Consider the following 17,777-nt stretch of genomic DNA (forward strand, 5'->3'; position numbering starts at 1 on the left):
GGCGGCGGCTGCTTTTCTTCAGGTTTCGGGTTTCAAGTTTCAGGTTTCTCTTCTACTTTCTCCCCATGATGACCATTACGGAAAGTGCTGTCGCCGAACTGAAATCGCTGCTCGCCGCCAAAGGTCTGGGCGAGGGGAGCGGGCTGCGGATCGGCATCAGCAAGGGCGGTTGCGCCGGGCTGCAATACGATATGGAACTGGGCGAGTCGCAGTCGAATGACGAGGTGAGCGAGCGCGATGGCGTGCGGATTTTTGTGGATGCCGAGGCGGCGCGTTTGCTCGGCGGAGCGTCGCTCGATTATGTGGACGATCTGGCCGGGGCCGGGTTCCGAATTGTGAATCCCAATGCGGCGCGAAGCTGCGGCTGCGGGACGTCGTTTGAGCCGGCAGAGACGGCGGCTGGGGCGTGAAGCGTCAGGCCAAAAACGACCGGCCCGGCATGGCCGTGGATGTGGAGTTGCTCTCGGAGCGGCAGTTGCGCGCGAAGAAGGGTCAGCGGGATAATCTCTACGCGTGGACGGTATTCATTCTCCTGCTCATCGGGGTGGTTTTTATCTGCTGGATTGGGAGTTTCTATGTTTTCCAGCATCCGGAAAATGCCAGGAGCTACAAGATTCTGCGCAAGCTGAAGAAGATCGATCCGCCGAAACGTTTCGAGCCGACGCTGGCGCCGAACGGGCGGTTTTATCATGCGAAGGATTTGGTGAAACTCTACGCCGACAAAACGGATACCGAGCTGGCCAAGATCAATCTGGAGCTGCTCCAGGCTTACATTGGGAATTACGGCGTCAAAGAATTTCAGGTGCCGTATCTGATGGGTCATTTCTCGGTTTTGCAATCGCGGGCGCTGACGAAGTCCGACTTGCTGACCACGGGTTACGTGGCGCTGGCGCGTTCGTTGGAGGAGCCGAGATTGATCATCGAGCAGCTTTATCCCGCCGAGCCGGAGGCGACCGAGGACCTGCGCCAGATGTTGCAGCCGGGTGTGGAAATCAAACTCGAACGCACTTACGATCTGTCTGCTGTGTTGCACATCGAGCGGCTGCCGAACGACGCCTGGCAGGTGACGATTGTGCCATTAAACTACGACTCCTATGGCCTCGGCGACGGACGCGAAGTCCATCTGGAGCCGCCCTTGATGCCGAATCTGGCGGGCCTGCTGCCCGTGTTGGAGCCGCGTTTGGAGGAGGAGGCGAGTTCCAATGCAATCGCAGGCGGAAAAGGCAAATCGCCGACTCCGGTGAAAGAGGATGCTCCCGTGCTCGCTCGCAGCGGACCGACGCCCGATCAATCGGTGATCCGCGTGGCCAAAGCGCTGCCGTTGAAGGAACTGCCTCCGCTCCCGAAGGCGACGCCGACTCCGGCGACCGTGGCCCAGTCGAGTCCGACTCCGATGGTGCTGGCGGCGATTCCATTGGCCACGCCCACGCCTGCGGAAACGCCGATGCCTACGCCCGCTGCGACGCCGAAACCGGTGATCATTTCCTCGGCGGCTCCGACTCCCAAGGCGGTGGCGAGCTGGCCCACGTATCGGGCCGGCCAGATGCCGCGCGGGCGGCTCATTGACGTTCCAGACCTCGACGCGCTCGCGAAAAACGGCGGCCCAAAGAGCACCATGTATCTCCAGGGTGATTTCACGGTGAAAGCCATCGACGGCAACCGCGCCGTGATGCGCGCGAACTCCCGAAACTTGCTCGGACTCGGTTCAGCGCCGCGCGTGATCGTGGAATATCCAGCAGGACGGACCGCACCCGGAGCCGGGTCGCAAGTCAGCCGCGACAGCAGCCGGCCCTTTCAAATCACTGCCGTTCGCCGCGATGCCAAAGGCCAGATCAATGTGTTTGTCCGAGAAGTGACGGAGCCGTAGAGTTGAGTTCCATCATGATCACGACGGCAAGCAAAATCACCCTCGGGCGGATTTTTCTGATCCCGGTCTTTGTGTTGTTTGCGTGCTATTACGGGCAAAGTGTGCGCCATGGCGAGCCGCAGGAATGGATGCGCTTCACGGCCATCGCAGTGTTTCTCCTCGCGTCCTTGAGCGACGGCATCGACGGCTATGTGGCCCGCCATTACAACCAGAAGAGCCAGCTCGGAGTCATCCTCGACCCCATCGCCGACAAGGGCCTGCTCCTCGCGGCGCTGATCACATTGTCACTCGCAAACTGGCCTTACGAATTGCCGATTTGGTTCATGGTCCTCGTCATCGGTCGCGACATCGTGATCGTCTCTGGCAGCATGATCCTGCAACACCTCAACGGCGACGTGCACATTCGTGCGAGCTTCTTTGGAAAAATTTCCACCGTCCTGCAAATGACCGCCATCGGCTGGACCATGCTGCAGCTCCCGCATTATCTGCTGCCGATCTACGCGGCGGGCCTGTTCACTTTAATTTCTGCTGTCGGATACATCCTCGACGGCTTGCAACAATTGAAGCACCCTCCCGCCAAATGAATTCTCTAGTCGCCATCGTCGGTCGTCCCAATGTCGGAAAATCGGCCCTCTTCAACCGCCTCGCCGGACGCCGGATCGCCATCGTCCACGATCAACCCGGAGTCACCCGCGACCGGCTAAACGCGCTTTGCAAACTGGGCGACAAGCCGTTTGAAATCATCGACACGGGCGGCATCATCGCGACGACGAATGACAACTTCGACGAGGCCGTGCGCGTGGAGGCCGACATCGCGATGGCGACGGCGCAGGTGATATTATTCGTGGTCGATAGCACGGCGGGCTTCACCCCGGCGGATCAGGAACTGGCGAAGATTTTGCGCCGGGCGGACAAGCCGGTGCTGCTGTTGGTGAACAAGATGGATCACGCCAAACACGAGGGAATGGAGGAGGCTTTTTCCCGGCTCGGGTTTGAGGTGTTTCCGATTAGCGCCGAGCACAATCGGGGCATCAACGCCGTCGTGCAGCGCGTCGAGGCTTTGATCCCGGAAACGGAGGAAGAGTCGAATGCAACTCCCGACAAACCCATTAAGATCGCACTCGTGGGCCGTCCGAACGTCGGCAAATCGTCGCTCATCAATTCCATCTTAAACGACCAGCGAACCATCGTCAGCGATGTCTCCGGCACGACCCGCGATGCGGTGGACATTCCGTATCGGCAGGGCGAGCAGGATTATCTCTTGATCGACACCGCAGGGATACGGCATCGCTCGAAGCAGGACACATCGGTGGAAATCTTTTCCGTGATGCGCTCCGAGAAAACCATCCGCCGCGCCGATCTTTGCGTGCTCGTGCTGGATGCTGCCGTCGGCCTCACCGCGCAGGATAAAAAGATCGCGGGCCTCATTCAAAAAGCTGAGAAACCCTGCATCGTCGTGATCAACAAATCCGACTTGCTCGACAGCGCGGGCAAGGATGCGCGCCGTGATTATTTGCAGATGCTGGGCACGGAATTGTTCTTCCTCGACCACGCTCCGAGGGCGCTCGTTTCCGCAAAAACCGGGCAGCGGATGGAGGATCTTTTCAAGTGCATCGAACGGGTTGTGACTCAGTCGAAAAGCCAGCTCGCGACCGGCCCGCTCAATCGTTTGCTGAAGCAGGCGCTGACCGCGCATCCGCCGCCAGTGGTGGGCAACCGGCGCTTAAAGATCTACTATGCGACCCGCATCGACGACAAACGCCGCGACCTGATTCCCGTGCCACGCTTCCTGTTTTTCGTGAACAAACCCGACGCGCTTACGCAGACTTACGAGAAATATCTCGAGGGCCAGATTCGCGCGGCGACAGCTTACGAGGGACTTCCGGTGATCTTCAAACTCCGCGAACGCGAGCACACCACGCCGGGGCCCGTGTAGCAGTTGGCGTTTCTCCGGGAGCGCACTCGTGTTCCAGCGGACGTCTCGTCCCATGGCGAGAACCGGCCCTTTTGCGAGACGCAAAAGGGAACACGCGAAACGCGTGCGCTCTCGGAGAATTTCTAGCCGATCAGCGAATCTTCTTCCTGATCAAGCACGGCGCGGACTTTGCGGGCGAGCGTGCGTGCGGTGAAAGGTTTTCGCAGGAAATAGGCCTCGTCCTCACCGATATCCTCGCGGCTCAACATGTTTTCGAGGTAGCCCGAGGCGAAGAGAATTTTGGTCTCGGGATAGGTGATTTTCATCCAGTCGGCGAGTTCCTTTCCGCCCATTTTCGGCATCACCACGTCGGTTAGAAGCAGATCGATCTTGGTGCCGTTGACTGTCTTCAAGCAATCCTGCGCCTCGATTCCGTTGCCCGCCTCCAAAACTGTGTAACCCAGCGAGCGCAGGATGTTCGTCGTCAGCGGGCGCACCGCCGGATCATCCTCCACGACGAGCAGCGTCTCTTTTCCGCCCTGCACTTTGACGTCGGCAATGCGGTTGGTCTCGCGTGCGCCATCAGAGATCATCTTCGGGAAATACACGTCGAACGTCGAGCCGCGACCGAGCTTCGAGTGGACCGCGACGTAGCCGTTGCTCTGCGTGATAATGCCGTAACACGTGGCCAGCCCAAGCCCGGTGCCCTTGCCTTTTTCCTTGGTCGTGAAGAACGGCTCGAACAAATGTTCCTTCGTGTGATCGTCCATGCCGGTGCCGTTGTCGCTGAGCGAAAGCAGCACGTAATCACCGGGAATGATTCCCGGAATATCGGCGACCAAGTCGGGACCGACAGTGACGTTGGCGGTGCGAATGGAGAGCACGCCGCCCTCGGGCATGGCGTCGCGGGCGTTGATTGCGAGATTCAAAATGACTTGCTCGATTTGACTCGAACCCGCCTTGATGTCCGCCAGGCTGTCGTCGAGCAGGGTGCGAATCTCGATCGTTTCGCCGATGAGTCGGGCCAGCATTTGATACATGCCGCCGATGGATTTGTTGAGCGCGACGCGAGTCGGCTGGAGATTTTGCTGACGGCTGAAGGCGAGCATCTGGCCGGTGAGCGAGGCGGCGCGCTCGGCGGCTTTCTGGATTTCTGCCGAGTTGCGACTGAGCATGGTGTCGCGCTCGATCATGCTCAGATTGATGTCGTTGTAGCCGATGATGGCTGTGAGCAGGTTGTTAAAATCGTGCGCGACACCGCCGGCGAGACGTCCGATAGCCTCCATTTTTTGCGACTGCCGGAACTGGGTTTCCAGTTTCTTGATGCTGGTGATATCGGTGTAAACGGCGACGTAATGCGACACGCGTCCGTCCGCATCCACGATCGGAGAAAGGCTAATCGCGCTCTGAAATATCGTGCCGTCCTGACGATAGCTGCGCATCTCGACTGAGACTGGTTGCTCGCGGATGATCGCTTTTTCGATGGCCTCGACTTCGCTGATTTCGCTCTCACTCCCAGTCAGCACGCGCCAGTTTTGGCCGAGAAGTTGGTCGTGCGTGTAGTGGGTGATTTTTTCAAATGCCGGGTTGGCGTAAATGATCGGGAACGACCCGTCGGGATGCCGCGCCATGATGACGATTCCCTGGCTGATCGCCTCCATCGCCTTGTCGCGCAAACGGAGGGCTTGCTCCGTGCGGCGGCGCTCGGTGACATCGAGAAACATCGCCACCATCTTGCCGGGCACGGTTTGAAATGCATTCACCTCGTAAGCCGCGCGCAGCTCGCCGCCGTCGTAGAGCACCTGGTCGGTCCACGAGGCTTTTCCCTCACCCGCCGCGCGTCGGTACATGCGTGGAATCTCGGTGCCGGAGAGCGCGGGAAACGCTTCCTCGATGGTCTTGCCGAGGACGGCCTCGTTCTCGAAGCCCATGAAATTTTGCGCCGCAGGATTGGCTCCGATCAGGATCAAGTCCTCCCCGTCGCGCATTTCGTAAATTTGAATGCCCATCGGCGACGACTCGATCACAGAGCGAAATTTCTCCTCGGACTCGCGGACGGATTCCTTGATCGACTCACGGAGCGTCACGTCCTGCACGAGCGAGGCTGCGCCGATGACGTGACCTTTTTTGTCGGCCAGCGGCGTGTTAAACCACTCGCAAACGATCCGGTCGCCATTCTTGGTGATGTTCTCGTTGATGCTCCGAACCGGTTCGACCGTATCGACGATCTTGCCCCAGACTTTGGCCACATTCTCGCGAACGTTCTCGGGCACGATCAATTCCTGACCCAGCTTGCCGATGGCTTCCTCCTTGCTGAACCCGAAGATGCGCTCGGCGGCGGGATTCCATTCTGTGATCTCGAAATTCTGATTCCACTCGATCACGCCTAGCGCGGTTTGCTGGATGTGCAGATTTAGCTTTTGCTCGGACTTGCGAAGATCGTCCTCGGTTCGCATCTGCTCGGTCACATCCTGGGCCAGAAAATGAATCGCCGATTCGCCAAAGAAATCCGCTGAGCGGACTGTGAGTCGAACCTGGATTTTGTCTCCGCTTTTCGTCTTCAGCGAAGCCAGACTCGTTTCCGGTTTGCTCGCGGGGCTGGGTGAACTCGTCGGCACCTCGGCTACCAGCAGTTCGGACACATTCAACTGGAGAAATTCCTCGCGCGAAAAACCCAGGCGCTTGATTGCGGCCTCGTTGACCGCGACGATTTTTTGCGTTTGCGGACTGTAAATCCAGAGCGGATCGGGGCCGCTGTTGAAGAGCTCGCGATAGCGCCGCTCGGAGTTTTCCAGATGCTGGCTGCGGGCGAAAAGGTTAGTCGTTGTCGCCGAGACGAGCATGCTGACCACCGCGCAGACGATGATGAACATCTGCGCCTCCTGCGTTCCGCCCCAGGCCCCGCTGCTGGCGGTCTGAAATGGTCCAAACCCGTGGAGCGTGCCCCAGACGGTGATCACCGCTACCACCAACACAAAGGCCGTCGCCACGCGCTGGCTGAATCGCAGCGCGGCCCACGTCACGAAAAAGAACATCAGAAACGGCAACGAGCCGAAGTAGTTTTGCTGCTGCGGAGAGGTAAAGATGATCCAGCTCAAACTCGCCCCCAGAACGAAGCCGACCGCACATTCGATCTTGCGCCCGAGGGTAAACGACTGGCGCCCCGGGTTTGCCCAGGCCAGAATCGTCGGAGTCATCACCAGCGTGCCGAGGATGTTGCCCGTCCACCAGAGGAGAAATGTGTCGGTGGTGGCGTAGCCGCGCACCAGGCCACCGATCACGAGAGAAGCTGTCCCGAAGATCGCGCTGCACAGACTCGCCAGCAGACCCGCGTAGAAAATAACCTGAAGCGCATCATTCAGCTTGCCGATGCGTGGGCTGAAATTTTTCGACCGCCGCAGGAGCCACGCGCCGAGGAGAGCCTCCAGCGTGTTGCCTGCCGCGATGCCACCGCTCACCCCCAGCGGAGTGTGCGCGAGGAAATTCACCACCATCGCCCCCGCAAAAATGGCGGGCCACAGATTCAATCCAAACAAATAGAGCACCGCAATCGAGACCCCAGCCACTGGCCAAAACCCGGTGTAATGTCCATCGACTGACGTGTGGGACAGGGTGAAATGCCCGATGGCGATATAGATCGCGGCGAGGACGATGACCTTTGCCAGCCACTTCAGAGGTGGCCGGGAGAGGATGGGACTGAGGAAAGAGGGAGGCATCGAGGGAAGGGATTAGTTTTTGTAGAGTTCTTCCGCTTTGCAAGCCCTCTCTTTGAGAGTAATAGCGAACTCATGTCTGCACCCACACCAAACGATTACGACGAGAAGCTGCGGGAGATGGGGAATTATCTGTTCACTCTCGACCAGGACGGCGACGTGGCGCATCGAGACGGCGACATCGTGCGCGTGACCGAGATCGAAAAGGAGATAGAACGGCTCGCACGCAAGGCCGATCATTTTACCAAGGTGGACGGGCCGCATTTCATCCTCGCCAGCCTCGTAAAAGGGCTCGCGCTGCGAATGCTCAAACGCTGGGAAGAGGCGTCGCAGGCATTCCTCGATGTGCTCGACGAGAACCCCATGAACGGCGAGGCCTGGCTCGAACTCACTTGGTGCCTGGGCGAGCAGGGCAAGTGGGATGAAGCCCGCATGGCTGCCGAAAAAGGCACCGATATCTATCCCGATGTCTCCGCCGCGTGGGGCAATCTGGGGCACGTCCTCATTCAACTAGGCGACAAAAAAGCCGCCGCCACCGCCCTCCAGAAAGCCGTGCAACTCGACCCGCAAGACCTTCGCAACCACGAACTTCTCGGCCAAATCTCCGGCTCCTAGATAACCATGGAACTCGCCCAGCGCATCCAGACCTATCTCGGTTCGCAGCCGCAGATTCACCCCACGGCCTTCATCGCCAACACTGCCACCGTCCTCGGTGCAGTCGAGCTTGGGGAAAACGTCAGCATCTGGTTTAGTGCCGTGCTGAGGGGCGACATCAACCGCATCGTCGTCGGCCCCGGCTCCAACGTGCAGGACGGCGCAGTCCTCCACATCGCCGACGATTATCCGTGTCTCGTCGGCGCGAACGTCACCATCGGCCACGGAGCCATTGTCCACGCCTGCACCGTCGAAGATGAAGTCCTCATCGGCATGGGCGCCACCATCCTCGATGGAGCCGTCATCGGTCGCCGCAGCATCATCGGCGCTGGCGCGTTGGTCACCGGAAAATCCATTATCCCGCCCGGCTCCCTCGTCCTCGGCTCCCCGGCCAAAGTCCTCAAACCCCTCTCCGAGACCGAGCAAAACAGCATCAAAGAATGGGCCGAGAAATACGTCGCGCTTTCGCGGGTTTATCTCACTAGATAGCTGTCGCGAAATCGCCGATGACGGGGAGGCGGCGGAGGTGGGCGCCCATGCGGGGGATGCAGGCGATGAGGGCGCGGGTGTAGGGGTGTTGCGGTTCGCGGATGACGCGCTCGGCGTCGCCTTGCTCGACGATCTCGCCGCGATACATCACGATCACCCGGTCGGCCAGGCCGCGAACGAGGCCGAAATTATGGGTGATCATGAGGATAGACATGGCGAGTTCGGTCTTTAACTCCTTCAGCAAACCGATGACCTGCGCCTGCGTGGTGACATCGAGCGCGGTGGTCGGTTCGTCGGCCACGAGCAGGTTGGGCCGGGCGCAGAGGGCCATGGCAATCATCACGCGCTGCTGCATGCCGCCGCTGAGTTGAAACGGACGCGCATCGAGCCGGCTGGCGGCGTTGACGATCCCGACTTTCTCCAGCCAGAAGATGATTTCGCGGTCGAGGTCGCTCACGTCGGGCCGGTGGAGGCGAAGCATTTCGGCGAGTTGCGAGCGGATGCTGCGAACGGGGTTGAGCGAGGTGGAGGGTTCCTGGAAAACGTAGGCAATCTGGCGTCCGCGGAGTGAGCGGAGTTCTATTTCATTCATGGCGAGCACGTCGCGGCCCTCCCAGAAGATGCGACCCGCCGGATACGAGACGGGCGGCGAGGGAAGCAGGCGGGTGAGTGCGAGCGCGGTGACGCTTTTGCCGCTGCCGCTCTCGCCCACGACGGCGAGGGTCTCGCCTTTTTCGATGGCAAAACTGATGCCATGGACGACTTCATTTCCGCCAAAGGCGATGTGCAAATCTTCAACGCGCAGGAGTTCGGGCATGGGGAACATTTAGTCACAGTGGGCACGGAGGGCACAGAGAATTTTGTGTTCTTTGCGTTCTTTGTGGTTCAATAGTTTCCCGACATGCGGACACTTTCCTTTTTTCTCATCCTCCTCTGCGGCCTTGCCTCTTGTGCGAAGAAACCCGAGGCCGCCAAGCCGATCGTGATTGGGATGGAACTCAACTTTCCGCCGTTTGAAATGAAGACGCCCGCAGGCGAGCCGAGCGGCGTGAGCGTGGATCTGGCGCAGGCGATGTCGCAGTTTCTCGGTCGCAAAATTCAGATCGAAGACATGCCGTTCGACGCGCTCATTCCATCGCTCAAGACTGGCAAGATCGACCTCATTCTTTCCTCCATGACGCGCACTGAGGAACGCGCGCAGTCGATTGATTTCTCCGATCCGTATCTGAGCACCGGCGTCTCGATTCTGGCGGGCAAAAACTCGGGCATTAACAGCGTCGCCGACCTCGATCAACCCGCCCGAACCATCGCGGTGAAGAAGGGGACCACGAGCCACATCTACGCGACGGAGCATCTAAAAAAGGCGAAGGTGCTCGTCTTCGATAACGATGGAACTGGAGTCCTCGAAGTGACGCAGGGCAAGGCCGATGCGTTCCTCTACGACCAGATGTCGATCTATCAATATTACAAAAAAAATCCCATGACCACGAAGGCGATCCTGGAGCCGTTTCAGAAGGAGAACTGGGCCATCGGCATCCGCAAAGACAACGACGCGTTGCGTAAAGACGTCAATCGTTTCCTGGCGGATTTCAAAGCTAGAAAAGGCTTCGACGCCCTCGGTGACAAGTATCTCGGCGAAGACAAGAAAGCCTTCGCAGCGATGGGGTTCCCGTTTTACTTCTAACTACCTTGCGGGTTGTTAAGCTTGCAGAGTATGAGAGGACTAGCGAACTGACATAGACCCGTTGGGGTCGGCATATCTATAGACAATCGAGTTTCAGTTCAATCAGGTCCGTAGGACCGGCATCGTCTAGCTTGAGGAATTCCAATGTCGCACCTGCGGCGCTCAAGTATTTTTTCTAGCTTGCTGCTATAGATATTAGGCTCCCACGGAGCCATTAGCTGCGTTATGTGCGATTCCGAGTCGCTACCGTTAGGTTTCTCCCTAACTCCACTCGACCGGGAACGATTTCTTCTGGTTGAACTTGTCGTGGTAGTGGCACTTCTTGTTTTCCACTCCGTATTCGTGGACCATTTTGGTGACCTTCACGTCGAAGCAGCAATACTCGGCGATGTCGTGGATGCGGCCTTCTTTCCACCACTTGAGGGCGTCCATGCCGTCGGCGGTTTTGCCGACTCCGAGCGAGGCTTCGGCCAGTGAGTCGAGCTTCACGCGGTGGCCGAGTTTTTCCTCCACCGTCACTAACATATCGAGCGTGCGGCATTGGTCGGGCAGGTCGAGGATGGTGTAGCCCATGAGGACTTCGTAGTCGAAGCTGATGACGTTGAAGCCGACGACGAGATCGGCGCGGATGAGTTGTTGGATGAGTTCGTTGACGTTGCGTTCCTGATAGATGCGATACTCGCCGAGCTTCGTGCTGTAAGTGACGCCGATGGACATGCCCATGTCGCGCTTGCGGTCCCAGCCGCCGGCGTCGTTGGCGGTGCGGCGGGTTTCCAGATCGAAGTAAACGATGTCGCGACTCATCCCTTAAATATGCAGGACGACTTCGCTCGCTGGAAAGCGAACTTTCGGCACCGCGGCATATTTATCGGACGCGGCCCGGTAACCGACGGTGCAGGTGACGACCGAGCGGAGTCCCATGGTATTGAGGCCGAGGATCTCGTCGTATTTCGCGGGATCGAAACCTTCCATCGGGCAAGTGTCGATGCCAAGGAGCGCGGCGGAAGTCATCAAATTTCCCAGCGCGATGTAGGCCTGGCGCGTGATCCAATCCTTCACAGTGAGTCCAAACGGCGGGTCGGCGATGAAGTTCAAGATCACGTTTCTGTAGCCTGCGAGAGATTCCACTGGAACTCCTCTGGCGGCGGCGGTGTGCTCGATAAACGTATGCACATGGGCGTCTTCGAGTTCCGTCTTCACAGCAAAAACGACGACGTGTGAGGCATCAGCAAGCTGGCGCTGACCCCACGAAACGGGCACGAGCGAGTCCTTCACCGCCTGGTCGGTGATGATGATAAATTTCCACGGCTGCAAACCGAACGACGAGGGCGTGAGGATGAGCGATTGCTCCAGCGCGGCCCAGTCCGCGTCGCGGACTTTGCGGGTGGAGTCGAAGTTTTTCGTGGCGTAACGCCAGTTGAGAGACGCGAGAAGAGTGTCGGCGGTGATGGTTTGCATGGTTGATGATACGAATGAAACTGGGATCACAGTTTCTGCTGTTCGGCAAAAACTTCGCCGATTACGTCCTCAATGGGCACTTCGCCGACGCCGAAATCGGAGATCGGCAGACGTTCCAAGAGTTGGCGGCAAACGAGCGTCACTTGATCCTTCGGCACGCGCAGGCTGGCCGTGCCGGGCGCACCCTCGATGACGGTGCCGTAGGCGGAAAGGTCGTGCTTCGCGCCGTCGGAGAAGGTGAGCGTAAGGATTTTGTAACTCGCAAACCGGTCCACGATGGACTCCAGCGGGCCGTCGAAAAACAATTTCCCGTGGTCGATGATTAGCACGCGGCTGCAAAGTTCCTCGATGTCCTGCATGTAATGGCTGGTCAGGATCGTGGTGATTTTTCGATCACGATTGTAATAGCGGAGAAACTCACGCACTTTTTTCTGGCTGATGACGTCGAGGCCGATGGTCGGTTCATCGAGAAACAAAATGCGCGGCTGATGGAGCAGGGCGGCGATGAGTTCCATTTTCATGCGTTCGCCGAGACTGAGTTCGCGCACCATGATGTTCAGCTTGTCCTTCACATCGAGCAGCTCAGTGAGTTCGTCCACCGTGCGTTGAAACTGGGCCGTCTCAATGCCGTAGATTGCGCGATTGAGTTCCAGCGATTCGCGCGCCGGCAAATCCCACCAGAGGGCGTTTTTTTGCCCGAGGAGCAGCGCAAACTGCCGCTTCAACGCATCCTGCCGCAGCCACGGCGTAAACCCGAGCACGGTGGCCGTGCCGCTGCTCGGATGGAGCAGGCCGGCAAGCATTTTCAGCACTGTCGTTTTCCCCGCGCCATTGGGCCCGAGAAATCCGACAAACTCGCCTTCCTCAATCGAAAACGACACATCGCGCGCGGCGTAAAGTTCCTCGTATTCGCGGTGAAAAAGCCCCTGCACCGCACCCTTCAGACCGGGGACTTTCTTGTAAGTGCGATAGGCTTTGGTGAGGCCCGTGGCCTGGATGGCAGACATGTCGCCACTAGATAAACGACATCGCGGCGTCCGACAACCCGCTTCCCGAGAAAGCATTTCGCTGCGCGGCACGCACGTTGCTCTTTACGGATGGGGAATTTCGGTGACTGTGTCGGCACCGGCGTTCCCCAAACAAATTGTGAGACCTAAAATAGACGAACTCGTGGCCCAGCTCGGGCAAATCATTGTCGGCAAGGAGCAGCAGCTTCGCCTCGCCATCGCCTGCATTCTCGCCCGCGGCCATCTTCTCATCGAGGACGTTCCGGGCGTGGGAAAAACGACGCTCTCGCAGGCCATCGCGTTCTCCCTCGGGCTGGCCTTTCGCCGCATCCAGTTTACCAGCGATCTGCTGCCCGCCGACATCCTCGGCAACTCTATTTTCGACCGCGAAACGAATCGCTTCGTCTTCCATCGCGGCCCAATTTTTTCCAACCTAATCCTCATCGACGAGGTCAATCGTGCTACGCCGAAGACGCAGAGCGCACTCCTTGAGGCGATGGAGGAGAATCAAGTCTCACTCGACGGCCTGACCCATCCGCTGCCGAAGCCATTTTTCGTCATCGCCACGCAAAATCCCACGAATCAGATCGGCACATTTCCGCTGCCCGAGTCGCAGTTGGATCGCTTTATGATGCGCATCCATCTCGGCTTTCCCGACCGCGAGCGCGAGCGCGAAATGCTCCTCGGCGGCGACCGCCGGCTCATGACGAAACAACTCAAACCCGTCTTTCCCATCGAGACGTTGGTGGATCTCCAGGAGAAAGCCGCCGCCGTTCACGTCGCCCCGGCTTTGCTGGATTATTTGCTGAACATTTTCCAGGCCACCCGTGAGCGGCATCGAACTGGACTCAGCCCACGCGCCGGTCTCTCTATGCTCGCCGCCGCGCGCGCCTGGGCCTTTATTCAAGGCCGCGATCTCGTGCTACCCGAGGACGTGCAGGCGATTGCCATGTCCGTGATGGCGCATCGTCTGGGCGATGACTCGGGTGTGGTCGGCGAGCAGGGCCAGTCGCTCGCCCGTGAAATCCTCGAAACCGTTCCCGTGGATTAACGGAGATTTCCGCCATGCCGACGCGTCACTTGGTGAGCCTCTTCGCGGTCTTGATCGCCGTCGGGTACGCGGCCGTGAGTCAGGGAAACGGCCCGGCATATCTGCCGGCGTATGCGCTGATTTCGCTCTTACTCGTGTCTTGGCTGCACAACCGCGCGAACGTCCAGCAACTCGAGCTCACCACCCATCGCGAGGCCCATGGTTTCGCGGGCGCCGTCCTGCTCCTGCCTTTCAAGCTCGCCAACAAAAAGAAGCGCTTAAAGTTTGGCCTGCAACTCACCACGACGCTTGGTGGCAGCGCCAGCGTTGGCAAACTCGAAACCGAAATCGAGGGCGCGATCAGCGTTCCCAATCTACAGCGCGGGGTGCATCGGGTGAATCAATTGGAAGTCGCCAGTATTTTTCCGCTGGCCGTCTTTCGGGCAAGATCACGGCACCCAGTTTCCTGCACCTGCTATGTGTATCCCGAACCCATTGGAGAGCGGGAAATTCCCCTCGGCGGCGGAGTTGGCACTCCTGAGAAAAAGGGCGAACGAATCAGCGGCGACGATTTCGCCGGCGTCCGCAATTACCTCGTCGGCGAGTCGCAGCGGCACATCGATTGGAAAGCCGTCGCGCGCGGCCAGCCGATGATGATCAAGCAATTTGAATCCACTTCGCAGCAGGAAATCTGGCTGAGCAACAACAGCCTGCGCTCGCTCGATCTGGAGTCGCAGCTTTCCCAAATGGCGCGCTGGATCATGCAAAGTGAGCGGGCTGGTTTGCGCTACGGGTTGCAGTGGAATGGAACTCGCATCGCGCCCGGTCAGGGCAACACGCACTACCATCGCTGCCTGCGCGAGCTGGCCGCCGTGCCTTCGGTAAAATGAAGACAAAATCATTTTACCACCTGCCGCTCTCGTCATTGCAATGGCTGCTCACGGGCCTCTTTCTGGCTGCGCTGCCGCTCTGGTTTCAGCTTAAGTCGGCGATCATTTTCAGCTTTCTAGGATGTCTCGTTTGGCGCTTTATCTTGGAACGAAAAGGTCTGAAATGCCCCGGACTTTGGGTGCGTTGCGGCGTCGGCGTCATCGGAGTTCTGATGTTATACGGGCTCAACGGGACTTTGATTGGACTGGAGGCTGGCATGGGACTGCTGCTGTTTTTGATCGCGCTCAAAGTCCTCGAAATGCGCACCGAGCGCGAGTTCATGCTCCTCGGTTTTCTGGCGTTTTTCATCCTGCTCACCTCGCTCTTTTTCTCTCAGACACTGCTCGTCTGCGTCTATGTCTGCGCCGTTTTTATCGTGCTCACCGCGACCATCGTGCAATTCACCGGAGGTGCGGCGGAGGGATTTCGGCTGCGTTCGCTCCTGCGTTACACCGGGATGCTGGTCCTGCAAACGCTGCCGCTGGTCGTGCTCTTTTTCGTGTTTCTGCCGCGCATCAAAGGCGGGAGTTTGCTGCAAATCAACAAACCGAAGGGCGCCCAGTCTGGCATGTCCGAGCAGATCAACCCCGGCAGTTTCGCCGAGCTGGCGCAGAATGATGAAGTCGCCTTTCGCGTCGATTTTCCCGATGGCGTGATGCCGCCCTACAACGAGCTTTACTGGCGCGTGGCCGTCTTCACGGATTGCCACGGCCTGAGCTGGCGCGCCGACAAGCGCGAGCGGCAAAACATCATGGCCAAGCCCCGGCTCACCGGCCCCATCGTCACCCAGCGCATCAGTATGGAACCCCACAGCGGCTTCTGGGTTTACAGCCTGGATCGTCCGCTCGCTGGATCGGGGCCAGTTTCGATGGTCACGGGAAATGTTTTATCGCTGAATGTGCCGACGCAAGACCGCCTGAATATCCGGGTCATTTCGCAGTTGGGGAATGATCACACGCCGATGTCGGGCAAGGACCAGGAAGCGCTCACCCAAGTGCCGCCGGACATCGCCCCGCGCAGCCGGCAGATGGTGAATTCCTGGCTGCAAAAAACGCGGCAGCCGAAGGAACTGGCCGGTCTGGCGCTGGCCTTGTTTCGCAAGGAAAAATTTCGCTACACACTGTTGCCGGGAACTTACTCGCCGGATGGTTTGGATGAATTTCTCTTTGATCGGAAACTCGGTTTTTGCGAGCACTACGCGGCGGCCTTTGCGACTTTGATGCGAATGGCCGGGGTGCCCACGCGAATGGTTGCGGGCTACCACGGCGGCGAGCCCAATCCGTTTAGCAATTACCTCATTGTTCGCCAGGCCGACGCCCACGCCTGGGTCGAAATCTGGTCGGAAAACGACGGCTGGCAGCGCATCGATCCGGTGGACTCGATCAATCCATTGCGGGTCGATCCAGACACGCCGCTCGCCTCGCGTTTCCCCGTGGAAACCGCCAGCGGAAATGAAACCGGCACCGGTCGCAACAGCAGCAATCTCGTGCAAAGCCTCCTGCGCGGCGCACGTCTCGGCTGGGACACAGTCAACTTCCAATGGAATCTACACGTCGTGAGCTACGACCAGGAATCGCAGCGCGACTTCTACAAAGTCCTCGGCATTCGCAGCCTCTTCTCGTGGCGGCTGATTAGCATCCTACTCGGCGGCATGTTGGCCGTCCTCGGGGTGGTCTGGTTTCTCGTGCGGCAAAAGCCGGAAAAACCGGATCGCTCGCTCATCTTGTATCGTGAATTTTGCCGATTGCTGGCTCGTCATGGGCTGGCTCGTCATGGGCTGGCTCGTCATCCCAATGAAGGTCCGCTCGACTTCGCCGATCGAGTGCGGAATCACTTCCCCGAGCACTCCGAAAAACTGGCCGCCGTCTTCGATCTTTTCATCGGCTTGCGCTATGGCAGCGCCGACTCGCGCCCGCAGGAACGTCAGATTCAGCTTCTCCTCAAAGAACTCCGCCGCACCCTGCGCCGCACGAAAACACCCATTCGAGTCTGACTCGAATTTCTTCGGAAACCGGACTTGCGCCCGGCGGTTTTGGACACATCATTACCGCTCTTATGTCATCACCCGTCCGCGCTTTCATCGACCACCACTACCGCCACTTCAACGCCGCCTCGCTGAAAGACGCCGCGCAAGGTTACGAGGCGCATCTCGCCGGCGGTGGGAAAATGATGATCACCCTCGGCGGCGCGATGAGCACAGCCGAACTCGGCCTCTCGCTTGCGGAGATGATTCGCCAGGACAAAGTCCATCTCATTACCTGCACTGGCGCAAATCTGGAAGAGGACATTTTCAACCTCGTGGCGCACGATTTCTACGAGCGCGTGCCCAATTATCGCGAACTCACGCCCGCCGACGAGCAGGCACTTCTGGAGCGTCACATGAACCGCGTCACCGATACTTGCATTCCCGAAATGGAGGCGATGCGCCGCATGGAAACCGCCATGCTCGAAGTCTGGATGGCCGCCGACGCGAAGGGTGAACGCTATTTTCCGCACGAGTTTTTTTATCAGGTTTTGCGCAGTGGAAAATACGAGGAGCACTATCAGATCGATCCAAAAAATTCCTGGATGCTGGCGGCTGCGGAGAAAAATTTGCCCATCGTCACGCCCGGCTGGGAAGATTCGACTTTGGGAAATATGTACGCGGCGGCGGTGATTCGCGGCGACGTGAAAAATGTCCATACCGTCCGGACCGGTATCGAATTCATGACCTGGCTCGCTGAGTTTTACACGCAAATCACCAAGGACACCACGCTCGGAATGTTCCAGATCGGCGGCGGCATTGCGGGCGATTTCCCGATCTGCGTGGTGCCGATGTTGCACCAGGATTTAGAGCGGACTTCCGTTCCACTCTGGGGCTATTTTTGCCAGATCAGCGATTCCACCACCAGCTACGGCAGCTATTCCGGCGCGGTGCCGAATGAGAAAATCACTTGGGGAAAACTGGCTCAGGACACGCCGAAATTCATCATCGAAAGCGATGCGACTATTGTGGCCCCGCTGATTTTTGCCTACCTGCTCGGCTGGTAA

General features: G+C 58.7%; 16 protein-coding genes. 11 read left to right on the plus strand and 5 right to left on the minus strand.

The features are described 5' to 3' along the window. Positions 1-65 precede the first annotated feature (65 nt). The 4 genes from ABIT76_13010 to der are packed head-to-tail and all read left to right on the plus strand — an operon-like array spanning position 66 to position 3,803. Positions 66-410: an iron-sulfur cluster assembly accessory protein gene (locus tag ABIT76_13010; GenBank protein ID MEO7934067.1), complete on the plus strand. Its 345-nt coding sequence runs from the start codon at positions 66-68 to the stop codon at positions 408-410. Continuing rightward, on the plus strand, positions 407-1,867 hold the full coding sequence (locus ABIT76_13015; GenBank protein MEO7934068.1) for a hypothetical protein: 1,461 nt from the start codon (positions 407-409) through the stop codon (positions 1,865-1,867). The genes ABIT76_13010 and ABIT76_13015 overlap by 4 nt, the downstream gene beginning before the upstream one ends. A gap of 14 nt (positions 1,868-1,881) precedes the next feature. After that, positions 1,882-2,451: a CDP-diacylglycerol--glycerol-3-phosphate 3-phosphatidyltransferase gene (pgsA, locus tag ABIT76_13020; protein ID MEO7934069.1), complete on the plus strand. Its 570-nt coding sequence runs from the start codon at positions 1,882-1,884 to the stop codon at positions 2,449-2,451. Beyond that, complete coding sequence (der, locus tag ABIT76_13025; GenBank protein MEO7934070.1) at positions 2,448-3,803, plus strand: ribosome biogenesis GTPase Der; 1,356 nt, start codon at positions 2,448-2,450, stop codon at positions 3,801-3,803. Before pgsA ends, der begins: the two co-directional genes overlap by 4 nt. A 122-nt stretch (positions 3,804-3,925) precedes the next feature. Here the strand turns inward: der and ABIT76_13030 are convergent, their stop codons facing one another. Further along, positions 3,926-7,498, minus strand: a complete 3,573-nt coding sequence (locus ABIT76_13030) for a PAS domain S-box protein (GenBank protein ID MEO7934071.1) — start codon at positions 7,496-7,498, stop codon at positions 3,926-3,928. 72 nt (positions 7,499-7,570) lie between these two features. On the opposite strand from ABIT76_13030, the gene ABIT76_13035 reads away from it, so the two are divergent. Beyond that, on the plus strand, positions 7,571-8,110 hold the full coding sequence (locus tag ABIT76_13035; protein ID MEO7934072.1) for a tetratricopeptide repeat protein: 540 nt from the start codon (positions 7,571-7,573) through the stop codon (positions 8,108-8,110). Positions 8,111-8,116: 6 nt separating this feature from the next. After that, positions 8,117-8,638, plus strand: coding sequence for a gamma carbonic anhydrase family protein (locus ABIT76_13040; GenBank protein ID MEO7934073.1), 522 nt, complete (start codon positions 8,117-8,119; stop codon positions 8,636-8,638). On the opposite strand, the gene ABIT76_13045 is transcribed toward ABIT76_13040, so the two are convergent. Next, positions 8,631-9,455 carry an ABC transporter ATP-binding protein gene (locus ABIT76_13045; protein MEO7934074.1) on the minus strand — a complete coding sequence of 275 codons (825 nt, stop codon included), beginning with the start codon at positions 9,453-9,455 and terminating at the stop codon, positions 8,631-8,633. The two genes, ABIT76_13040 and ABIT76_13045, sit on opposite strands and share 8 nt — an antisense overlap. Positions 9,456-9,539: 84 nt before the next feature. Here ABIT76_13045 and ABIT76_13050 point away from each other — a divergent pair, with 84 nt between their 5' ends. Continuing rightward, a complete protein-coding gene (locus tag ABIT76_13050) occupies positions 9,540-10,322 on the plus strand; it encodes a transporter substrate-binding domain-containing protein (GenBank protein MEO7934075.1) in 783 nt (260 codons plus the stop codon). Between the two features lie 261 nt (positions 10,323-10,583). Here ABIT76_13050 and ABIT76_13055 read toward each other — a convergent pair whose 3' ends face one another. The 3 genes from ABIT76_13055 to ABIT76_13065 are packed head-to-tail and all read right to left on the minus strand — an operon-like array spanning position 10,584 to position 12,787. Beyond that, positions 10,584-11,126, minus strand: coding sequence for a ribonuclease H-like domain-containing protein (locus ABIT76_13055; protein ID MEO7934076.1), 543 nt, complete (start codon positions 11,124-11,126; stop codon positions 10,584-10,586). Positions 11,127-11,129: 3 nt separating this feature from the next. Beyond that, positions 11,130-11,780 (minus strand): NAD(P)H-dependent oxidoreductase, encoded by a 651-nt coding sequence (locus ABIT76_13060; protein ID MEO7934077.1) that lies wholly within the window; start codon positions 11,778-11,780, stop codon positions 11,130-11,132. 26 nt (positions 11,781-11,806) lie between these two features. After that, positions 11,807-12,787, minus strand: a complete 981-nt coding sequence (locus ABIT76_13065; protein ID MEO7934078.1) for an ABC transporter ATP-binding protein — start codon at positions 12,785-12,787, stop codon at positions 11,807-11,809. A 139-nt stretch (positions 12,788-12,926) separates the two neighbouring features. Between ABIT76_13065 and ABIT76_13070 the strand changes: the two genes are divergently transcribed. From ABIT76_13070 to ABIT76_13085, 4 genes are all read left to right on the plus strand, one after another. Continuing rightward, positions 12,927-13,838, plus strand: coding sequence for a MoxR family ATPase (locus tag ABIT76_13070; GenBank protein ID MEO7934079.1), 912 nt, complete (start codon positions 12,927-12,929; stop codon positions 13,836-13,838). Between the two features lie 14 nt (positions 13,839-13,852). Then, the gene (locus ABIT76_13075; protein ID MEO7934080.1) at positions 13,853-14,707 is read left to right on the plus strand and encodes a DUF58 domain-containing protein; all 855 of its coding nucleotides are present in this window, start codon (positions 13,853-13,855) and stop codon (positions 14,705-14,707) included. After that, positions 14,704-16,740, plus strand: a complete 2,037-nt coding sequence (locus tag ABIT76_13080) for a DUF3488 and transglutaminase-like domain-containing protein (GenBank protein MEO7934081.1) — start codon at positions 14,704-14,706, stop codon at positions 16,738-16,740. The genes ABIT76_13075 and ABIT76_13080 overlap by 4 nt, the downstream gene beginning before the upstream one ends. 62 nt (positions 16,741-16,802) lie before the next feature. After that, positions 16,803-17,777, plus strand: coding sequence for a deoxyhypusine synthase family protein (locus tag ABIT76_13085; GenBank protein ID MEO7934082.1), 975 nt, complete (start codon positions 16,803-16,805; stop codon positions 17,775-17,777).

The organism is Chthoniobacterales bacterium, assembly GCA_039930045.1.
GTDB lineage: Bacteria > Verrucomicrobiota > Verrucomicrobiia > Chthoniobacterales > DASVRZ01 > DASVRZ01.

What these genes read in the sequence shown, in the direction of transcription:
- ABIT76_13010 (MEO7934067.1), top strand. Translation starts at nt 66, where the DNA reads ATGATGACCATTACGGAAAGTGCTGTCGCCGAACTGAAATCGCTGCTC.
- pgsA (MEO7934069.1), top strand. Translation starts at nt 1,882, where the DNA reads ATGATCACGACGGCAAGCAAAATCACCCTCGGGCGGATTTTTCTGATC.
- der (MEO7934070.1), top strand. Translation starts at nt 2,448, where the DNA reads ATGAATTCTCTAGTCGCCATCGTCGGTCGTCCCAATGTCGGAAAATCG.
- ABIT76_13030 (MEO7934071.1), bottom strand. Translation starts at nt 7,498, where the DNA reads ATGCCTCCCTCTTTCCTCAGTCCCATCCTCTCCCGGCCACCTCTGAAG.
- ABIT76_13035 (MEO7934072.1), top strand. Translation starts at nt 7,571, where the DNA reads ATGTCTGCACCCACACCAAACGATTACGACGAGAAGCTGCGGGAGATG.
- ABIT76_13040 (MEO7934073.1), top strand. Translation starts at nt 8,117, where the DNA reads ATGGAACTCGCCCAGCGCATCCAGACCTATCTCGGTTCGCAGCCGCAG.
- ABIT76_13045 (MEO7934074.1), bottom strand. Translation starts at nt 9,455, where the DNA reads ATGCCCGAACTCCTGCGCGTTGAAGATTTGCACATCGCCTTTGGCGGA.
- ABIT76_13050 (MEO7934075.1), top strand. Translation starts at nt 9,540, where the DNA reads ATGCGGACACTTTCCTTTTTTCTCATCCTCCTCTGCGGCCTTGCCTCT.
- ABIT76_13055 (MEO7934076.1), bottom strand. Translation starts at nt 11,126, where the DNA reads ATGAGTCGCGACATCGTTTACTTCGATCTGGAAACCCGCCGCACCGCC.
- ABIT76_13060 (MEO7934077.1), bottom strand. Translation starts at nt 11,780, where the DNA reads ATGCAAACCATCACCGCCGACACTCTTCTCGCGTCTCTCAACTGGCGT.
- ABIT76_13065 (MEO7934078.1), bottom strand. Translation starts at nt 12,787, where the DNA reads ATGTCTGCCATCCAGGCCACGGGCCTCACCAAAGCCTATCGCACTTAC.
- ABIT76_13075 (MEO7934080.1), top strand. Translation starts at nt 13,853, where the DNA reads ATGCCGACGCGTCACTTGGTGAGCCTCTTCGCGGTCTTGATCGCCGTC.
- ABIT76_13080 (MEO7934081.1), top strand. Translation starts at nt 14,704, where the DNA reads ATGAAGACAAAATCATTTTACCACCTGCCGCTCTCGTCATTGCAATGG.
- ABIT76_13085 (MEO7934082.1), top strand. Translation starts at nt 16,803, where the DNA reads ATGTCATCACCCGTCCGCGCTTTCATCGACCACCACTACCGCCACTTC.